We start from the raw sequence: 8,323 nt of genomic DNA on the forward strand, positions 1-8,323 counted from the left end.
GCCGACGGCACCCAAACCCGCCAGCATCAGCCCGACGGTCGAGGGCTCGGGCACGGCAGGCGCCACAGCCAGGCCGACGATGGTGGGCAGCGCGGTGTTGCCCTGGATGCCGAAGGCGCCGATCAGGCTGGCCGCGCCAGTCTGCAGGTTGATGGTGTACAGGCTGGAGTAGCTGTCGTCACCGGTCAGCCCGGCGTAAGCCACGCCCGAGCCGGAGATGTCGAAGCCGAAGACGTTCAGGGAGCTGGCGCCCAGGCTGCCCACGCGGGTGTAGACGCCACCAGCTGGTGCCGAGGTGGAGAACAGGCTGCTGCTGACGGTGTCGATGGCGAACAGCACCGTCGGCGTGGCGGGGTTGGTGTCGTTGTTGCTGTAAGCCGCACCGGTGAGCTTGAGCGAGCCGCTGGCCGAGCTGACGTTGGTTTGCTTGGCGACGGCGCCCAGGTTGGCGCCTGGGTTGACGTTGACGGCGTAGTTGTCGCCTGCGGCGGTGAGGACACGCAGGGAGGCCGCGCCGCTGACGTCGGCGTTGGGGTTGAAGTCAAAACCCAGGAGGCTGCCGTTGATGGGCGCCTTGAGTGCGGTCACGAACGTGGCGGCGCCGGTGCTGGCGTCGAGGGTGTAGACGTTGCCCAGGTTGCTCAGGGTGTAGAGCTGACCGTTGGTGGGGCGCGTGTCGAGCCCGAGCAGCTTCTCGGAGGCGGCCAGGCCGCTCAGGCCGACGGCCGAGCCCATGCTCGGTGCGGCGGTGTCGAAGGTGATCAGGCGGTTGTCGGTGGTCAGGCCGTAGAGGGCTTCGGCTTGCGCAACGGACACAGAGAAGATGGCCGCCAGGGCCAGGATGGAAGGCTTGAACATGGCTGGACTCCGGGTAGTTTGTGGTTCGCGCAGCAGACCTTTCCGATGCGCGCACCCCCACTACGGGCCGGGGTCCAGGGACAGATGCACCCGCTCAAGCGGATTCACCCCCCTGTTCAGGGTGGGCTGTTTGGCCCCTGGGCCAGGGCCGCGCGGTAGGCGTGCCACGAGGCGTGGCCCAGCACTGGCGCCACCAGCAGCAAGCCCGCAAAGCCTGGCAGCATCGCCACCAGGCTGAGCAGCCCGATGAGCGCCGCCCACAGCCACATCACGCCCGGCTGGGTGGCCACCAGGCGCATGCTCAGCAAGCCCGCCGAGACCGCGTCAACCGAGCGGTCGAGGATCATGGGCATGCTGACCACGCTGATGGCGAAAATCAGCCCGGCGAAGATGGCGCCCACGGCCGTGTAAACGACCCCGAAGGTGATGAACTCTTCGGTGAGGAAGCTCGAGAGCGGCCCATTGAAGTCAGGCACCCCCTCGAAGCTGATGGCGAAGACGATCATGGCGGCGCGGCCCCACAGCATCTCCAGCACCAGCAACACGGCCGCGAAGATGGCCAGTTGCGCGCTGCTGATGCGCCAGGCGGTCAGCGAGCGCAGCAGGCTTGGCTGACGCCCCTGCTCCAGCTCACGGCTGGCGTGGTACAGGCCCAGGCACAGGAACGGGCCCAGCAGCAGGAAACCGGCCGACAGCGCCAGGGTGTATTCGGGGGCGCGCTGGAAGGTTCCCACCAGGGCCCAACCCATGAGCACGAAGCAAAGCCCGTAAAACAGGCCGATGGCCGGCGCACGGGTGAAGTCGCGCCAGCCCGCTTTCAGCCAGGCAAATGGCGCGGACCAAGGCAAGGTGTTGAGCGGCAGGTCGAGGGCGCTGGGCTCGGGGCGGGTGTCAAAACCCAGCGGCGCCAGGCCGTCGGCGTTGGGCTGCACGGCCGTCACCGACGTCGCCACCGTCCCATCATCGGAAGACGACAGGCCATCGGCTGTTGGCCATGCGAGGTGACGCCTGAGGACGGCCTTGCGGCGCGTCGTTCGGCGACGAGAAACCACGTGGTGCTGCGACAAGCGGCTGACCGTGCCCATGAAGACCCCTCCATCGAGATGAGGAGCCCCCAAGTTAAGGCTGCTTGACGCTCACGTCATCGGTGAAAGCCAGCGGTCGGGTTCAACGGGTGGCGGCGATGGCCTCCAGCGCATTCGACAGGTGCGTCACCGAGCGGCCGACGTTGTGCCATTTCTCGAGCCCGAACAGGCCGACGCGGAAGGTGCGGAAGTCGGCCGGCTCGTCGCATTGCAGCGGCACGCCGGCAGCGGTCTGCAGGCCCAGGGCCAGGAACTTCTTGCTGTTCTGGATGTCGGGGTCGGTGGTGTAGCTGACCACCACGCCAGGTGCCTGGAAACCTTCGGCTGCGACGCTGGGGTAGCCGTGGCGCACCATCAATTCGCGCACCTGGCTGCCCAGGGCGATTTGCTCCTGGCGCACCTTTTCGTAACCGTAGGCCTCGGTTTCAGCCATGGCGTCGCGCAGGCGCAGCAAGGCGTCGGTGGGCAGCGTGGAGTGGTAGGCGTGGCCGCCACCTTCGTAGGTCTCCATGATCTGCAGCCACTTCTTGAGGTCCATGGCGAAGGTGGTGCTTTGCGTGGCGTCGATCGCCGCGCGCGCGCGCTCGCTGAGCATGACCATGGCGCAGCACGGCGAGCTGCTCCAGCCTTTTTGCGGTGCGCTGATCAGGATGTCGACCCCGGTGGCTTTCATGTCGACCCACATGGCGCCGGAGGCGATGCAGTCGAGCACGAACAGGCCGCCGACTTCGTGCACGGCGTCAGAGATGGCCTGGAGGTAGCCATCGGGCAGGATCATGCCGGCCGCAGTTTCGACGTGCGGTGCGAAGACCAGCGCGGGCTTTTCACGGTGGATGGTGGCGACGACCTCGTCGATCGGCGCGGGGGCCCACGCGGCTTGCGAGCCTTCGCCGATCCGGCGGGCCTTGAGCACGGTGTGGCTGGCCGGGATCGAGCCCATCTCGAAGATCTGCGTCCAGCGGTAGCTGAACCAGCCGTTGCGGATGACCAGCACGTGCTTGCCCTGCGCGAACTGGCGCGCCACCGACTCCATGCCGAAGGTGCCGCTGCCGGGCACCAGGACCGCCGAGGGGGCGTTGTAGACGCGCTTGAGCATGGCCGAGATGTCGGTCATGACGCCCTGGAAGCGCTTGGACATGTGGTTGAGCGCGCGGTCGGTGTAGACGACCGAGAACTCGAGCAGACCGTCGGGATCGATGTTGGGAAGCAGGCCGGACATGGGATGGCGTGTGCAGTCAAATGATTGAAATCAGCGTAGCACAGCAGCCTGACAGGCACGCGTCAGGCTATCCCTTGTCCCTTCTGAAAGTGCCTGTTGGATGTGCCTGTTCACGCGGGCACGTCTTGCGGCGGCGCAACCCTCGCCTGCTTGTGGAACAGGCGGTCGAGCGCGAGGTAGACCACCGGCGTCGTGTAGAGCGTGAGCACCTGGCTGAGCAGCAGGCCACCCACCACGGCGTAGCCCAATGGCTGCCTCAGTTCCGCCCCCGTGCCGAAGCCCAGCATCAGCGGGATCGCGGCCAGCAGCGCCGCCAACGTTGTCATCATGATCGGGCGAAAGCGCACCACGCAGGCCTGCTGGATGGCCTCGCGCGGGCTCAGGCCTTGTTCGCGCTGGGCTTGCAGGGCGAAGTCGACCATCATGATCCCGTTCTTCTTGACGATGCCGATCAGCAGCACCACGCCGATGAGCGCCATGATGGAGAAGTCCTGTCCGCTGAGCCACAGGGCTGCCACCGCGCCGATGCCGGCCGAGGGCAGCGTCGAGAGGATGGTCAGCGGGTGCACAAAGCTCTCGTAGAGCACACCCAGGATGATGTAGACCGCCAGCAGCGCCGCCAGGATCAGGAAGGGTTGGGTGGCCAGCGAGTCCTGGAACGCTTGCGCCGCACCCTGGAAGCGGCCGTTGATGCTGTCGGGCACCTGCAGTTCCTGGCGCACGTCGTCGATCAGCTTGACGGCATCACCGAGGGCCACGCCCGGCGCGAGGTTGAACGACAGGTTCACAGCAGGCGACATGGCCAGTCGCGAGATGCTGACGGCACCGGTTTCGGGCGACTCCAGGCGTGCAACCTCGGCCAAGGGCACCATCTGACCGGTCTTGGCCGAACGCAGATGCAACCAGTTCAGGCTGTCGGTCTGACCGCGCAAGGCGGGGTCGATTTCGAGGATGACCTGGTACTGGTTCTGCTCGGTTTGCGTCTCGGCGATCTGGCGCTGGCCGTAGGCGCTGTAGAGCACCTGGTTGATGTCGTCGACGCTCAGGCCATGGCGGGCCGCGGCGGCGCGGTCGATGGTCAGGCGGGTGATGCCAGCGCCGAGTTGCAGGTCGTTGGACACGTCGCGGAACTGGGGCTGACGCGCGAGGCGTTCGGTCAACTTTTCGGCCCATTGGCCCAGGCTGGCGCTGTCATCACCCAGCAAGGCGTACTGGTACTGGGTGCGCGGCGAGCCGGTGCCCAGGTTGATGTCTTGCGCGGCGCGCATGAACAGGGTGATGCCGGGCACTTGCGAGGTCTTGGCGCGCACACGGTCGATGAAGCCCTGGGCCGATACGTCGCGCTTGGAGCGGTCTTTCAGGACGATGAAGAAGCGGCCGCCGGAGACGCTGCCGCTGGAGCCACCCACCGTCTGGTTGTAGCCCAGCACCGCCGGGTCTTCGTCAAGGATGCGGGCGAGCGCCGCGTGCTTCTCGACCATGGCCTCGTAGGACTCGTCCTGTGCCGCCAGGGTGGTGCCCAGCACGAAGGCCGTGTCCTGCAGAGGAAAGAAGCCTTTGGGAATGAAGGTGTAGGCCGCCACGGCCAGACCCATGGTGCTGAAGAACAGGCCCAGCATCAGCCGGCTGTGGTCGAGCGCCCAGCCAACGCTGCGGCCGTAGGCGTCGATCAGGCGCTGCACCCAGCCGCCCTCGTGATGGGCCGGCGCGCGCGACATCCAGCGCGAGGCGAGCATGGGTGCCAGCGTGAGTGAGGTGATCACCGAGACCGCGATGGCCGCCGTGACGGTGACCGCGAACTCGCTGAACAGGCGCCCCACCACTCCGCCCATGAACAGCAGCGGGATGAAGGCCGCCACCAGCGAGACGCTGATGGACAGCACGGTGAAACCGATCTCGCTGGAGCCCTTGAGCGCGGCCTCGCGCATGGGCAGGCCATCTTCGAGGTGGCGATGGATGTTCTCGACCACCACGATGGCGTCGTCCACCACGAAACCCATGGCGATGATCAGTGCCACCAAAGTCAGGTTGTTGAGGCTGAAGCCGAGCACGTCCATGGCCGCGACCGTCGCGATCATGGACACGCCCAGCACCGCCGTGACGATGACGGTGGCCGAGACCTGGCGCAAGAAGGCGCCCATCACCACCACGACGAGCACGAAAGTCAGCGCCAGCGTGAGCTCGACCTCGTGCAGCGAGGAGCGGATGGTGCGCGTGCGGTCGTTGAGCACCTCGACCATGACGCTGGCGGGCAGGCGCGCGGCCAGCTCCGGCAGCGCCGCCTGGATGCGGTCGGCCGTGGCGACGATGTTGGCCCCCGGCTGGCGGCGGATGATGATGCCCAGGCCCGGCTGGCCGTTCTGCCATGCACCGACGAAGTCGTTCTCGGCGCCGTCGATGACCTTGGCCACGTCACCGATGCGCACCGGCACGCCGCTTCGGTCGACGATGGTGAGCTGCTCGTAGTCAGAGGCATCGAAGAGCTGGTCATTCGTGGCCAGGGTGCTGGTGCGGTCGGGGCCCAGCAGCACGCCTTTGGGCTGGTTGACGCTGGCCTTTTGCACCGCCGCGCGGATGTCGGCCAGGCTCAGGCCGTGCGGCGCCAGGGCTGCGGGCGAGGCCTGGATGCGGATGGCAGGTTTGCGTTGCCCCGAGATGGCGACCTCGGAGACACCGTCAATTTGACTCAGGCGGCGCGCCAGCACGGTCTCGGCCAGGTCGCTGAGCTCGGTCAGGTTGAGCACCTCGGACTGCATCTTGAGGATGAGCACCGGGCCGTCGGCCGGGTTGACCTTGCGCCAGGTGGGCGGCGAAGGCATGTCGTCGGGCAGTTTGCCGGCGGTCGCATTGAGGGCCGACTGCACCTCCTGCGCAGCTTCGTTGATGTCTTTGCTGAGCGTGAACTGCAGGGTGACCGAAGTGCTGCCGAGCGAGCTGGTCGACGACATCTCGGTGACGCCAGGGATGCCGCTCAAGCCCACCTCCAGTGGCGTGGCCACGGCCGAGGCCATGGTCTCGGGGCTGGCGCCGGGCAGGCGTGCGCTGATCTGGATGGTGGGGAACTCGGCTTCGGGCAGCGGGGCCACCGGCAGGCGCGGGAAGGCGAACAGGCCCAGCAGCACAAGCGCCAGGGTCAGCAGCGTGGTGGCCACTGGGTGCGAGATGCACCAGGCCGACAGGCCGCGGCCCACGGACTGTGCGGCGTTCGCGGCGGAGGAAGAAGAAACGTCCTGGCTCATGGTGGATTCCGATGCTGAACCCGACTCATGGCTTGCCAGCAGAGGTGGCTTCGGCGGCCGCCGTCCCGCGCTCAGCCACCAGCTTGACGCGGACCTTGGGTTTGAGGCGCGACTGCCCGTCCACCACCACCTGGTCGCCCGCTTTCAGGCCGTCGGCCGCGGGTTTGACGACCACCACCACATCGGACTGCCAGGCCGGCTGCACGCTCACCATCTGCGCCTCGCCTTGCTCCACGCGCCAAACGAAAGAGCCCTTGAGGCCACGCTGAACTGCCTTGGCGGGCACCGTCAGGGCACCTGACAAGGCACCAGTGTTGAGGCTCACGGTCACGAACTGACCAGGCCACAGGCGGTCGCCCGCAGGAGCCAGCTCGGCCTTGAGCTTGAGCGTGCCGGAGCCCGCGTCCACCGCGTTGTCGGCCGAGCGCAGGCGGCCTTGCGCCAGGCTCGCGCCGCCTTCTCGCTCGGACACGCTGATCACCGCGCCTTTGGGTTGCGCCAGCGCATTGCGTACATCGGCCAGGCGAGCCTGGGGCACGCTGAAAACCACGTTCAGCGGCTCGGTCTGCGCCAGGGTCACGATGCCCTGTGCATCAGAGGGGCGAACGATGTTGCCAACGTCCACCAGCCGCAGGCCTGCCCGACCGCTGAATGGCGCCGTGATGGCGGTGTAGGACAGCTGGGTGCGCACCTGGCTGAGGCTGGCCTGCTGCGATTGCACCTGGGCGCGCAGTTGGTCGACCTGGGCCTGCTGCTGGTCGCGCTGCTGCGTGGACACGGCCGATTGCTCGGCCAGGCCCTGGTAGCGCTTGAGGTCGAGCTCGGCCAGTTGCAGTTGGGCCTGCAGGCGCTTGAGCTCGGCTTCGGCCTGGTCCACCTGGGCTTGCAGGCTGCGGTCATCGAGGCGGGCCAGCACCTGGCCTTGCCTGACGGGTTGCCCTTCGACAAAGTTCACCTCGGTCAGCAGCCCTTCGATGCGCGCCCGCACCACCGCCTGACGCACCGCCTGCACCTGCCCGACGGCGCTGATGGCCAGGGGCAGGTCCTGCACCACGGCCTGGGCCACGCGCACGGGCACCGGGGGCGCTGCCTTGCCGGCATCGGCCTTCTGGTTCTGGGCCACCGATGCGCCATGGGGCCAAAGCACGAAAGCGGCCGCGCCGCAGGCAAGGAGGACGCCGCCAGCGATCCAGCGTCGAGGGGTCAGGACAAGCATGGTTGATCAGACTTCGAGTGGCGCCTGATCGTAAAGGCCCGTGAAGCGATTGCTCGACGCATGGCCATGCAAAGATCGCGTAAAGGCATGCGCAAAGGGAGCTTGCGTGCCATCGCCGCAAGCCCCTTGGTGGTCAGCCCCGGCGCACGCGCCGCAATTCGTCCAGGATCAGCAACATCGCCCCGATGGTGATGCCGCAGTCCGCGATGTTGAAGGCCGGGAAATGGCCGCCAGGGAACATCGGCGACAGGAAGTCCCAGTGGAAGTCCAGGAAGTCGACGACGTAGCCATGGATGAGCCGGTCGATCACGTTGCCGATCGCGCCACCCAGGATCAGCGTCAGCGCCCAGGCGAACAGCTTTTGTCCACCGTGCTGGCGCAGCATGTAGACGATGAAGCCCGTGGCCACCGCGCCCAGGCCGACGAAGAACCAGCGCTGCCAGCCCCCCGCGTGCGCCAGGAACGAGAACGCCGCACCCGTGTTGTGCACCCGCACGAGGTTGAAAAAGGACGTGACCGGCTGGCTGTGGCCGAGGTCGAACGCCCCGATGACCAGCACCTTGGTGAACTGGTCGGCCAGGATGATGATCGCGGCGATGCCCAGCCAGGGCCACAGCGAATTGCTGGAGGTCTTGGCCATGGTCAGGCGTGCTCGCGGTGTTCGCCGGCGCCGTGCAGGTTGCTGTCGCAACGGCCGCAGATCGTC

6 protein-coding genes are annotated in these 8,323 nt (G+C 67.2%); all 6 read right to left on the minus strand.

The window, feature by feature from the left end; genetic code table 11:
• A partial coding sequence (locus tag B2W70_RS01535) for a DUF4394 domain-containing protein (protein WP_286742196.1) occupies positions 1-858 on the minus strand: 858 nt, incomplete at its 3' end.
• A gap of 116 nt (positions 859-974) precedes the next feature.
• Complete coding sequence (locus tag B2W70_RS01540; protein ID WP_286742197.1) at positions 975-1,811, minus strand: DUF2189 domain-containing protein; 837 nt, start codon at positions 1,809-1,811, stop codon at positions 975-977.
• A 214-nt stretch (positions 1,812-2,025) separates the two neighbouring features.
• Positions 2,026-3,162: an aminotransferase class V-fold PLP-dependent enzyme gene (locus B2W70_RS01545; RefSeq protein WP_286742198.1), complete on the minus strand. Its 1,137-nt coding sequence runs from the start codon at positions 3,160-3,162 to the stop codon at positions 2,026-2,028.
• Positions 3,163-3,272: 110 nt separating this feature from the next.
• Positions 3,273-6,401, minus strand: a complete 3,129-nt coding sequence (locus B2W70_RS01550; protein ID WP_286742199.1) for an efflux RND transporter permease subunit — start codon at positions 6,399-6,401, stop codon at positions 3,273-3,275.
• A 25-nt stretch (positions 6,402-6,426) separates the two neighbouring features.
• A complete protein-coding gene (locus B2W70_RS01555) occupies positions 6,427-7,617 on the minus strand; it encodes an efflux RND transporter periplasmic adaptor subunit (RefSeq protein ID WP_286742200.1) in 1,191 nt (396 codons plus the stop codon).
• A gap of 133 nt (positions 7,618-7,750) precedes the next feature.
• Positions 7,751-8,257 carry a signal peptidase II gene (gene lspA / locus B2W70_RS01560; protein WP_137839744.1) on the minus strand — a complete coding sequence of 169 codons (507 nt, stop codon included), beginning with the start codon at positions 8,255-8,257 and terminating at the stop codon, positions 7,751-7,753.
• Between the last annotated feature and the right edge of the window lie 66 nt (positions 8,258-8,323).

This window comes from Aquabacterium sp. UBA2148 (assembly GCF_002328915.1).
Lineage (GTDB): Bacteria > Pseudomonadota > Gammaproteobacteria > Burkholderiales > Burkholderiaceae_C > Aquabacterium > Aquabacterium parvum.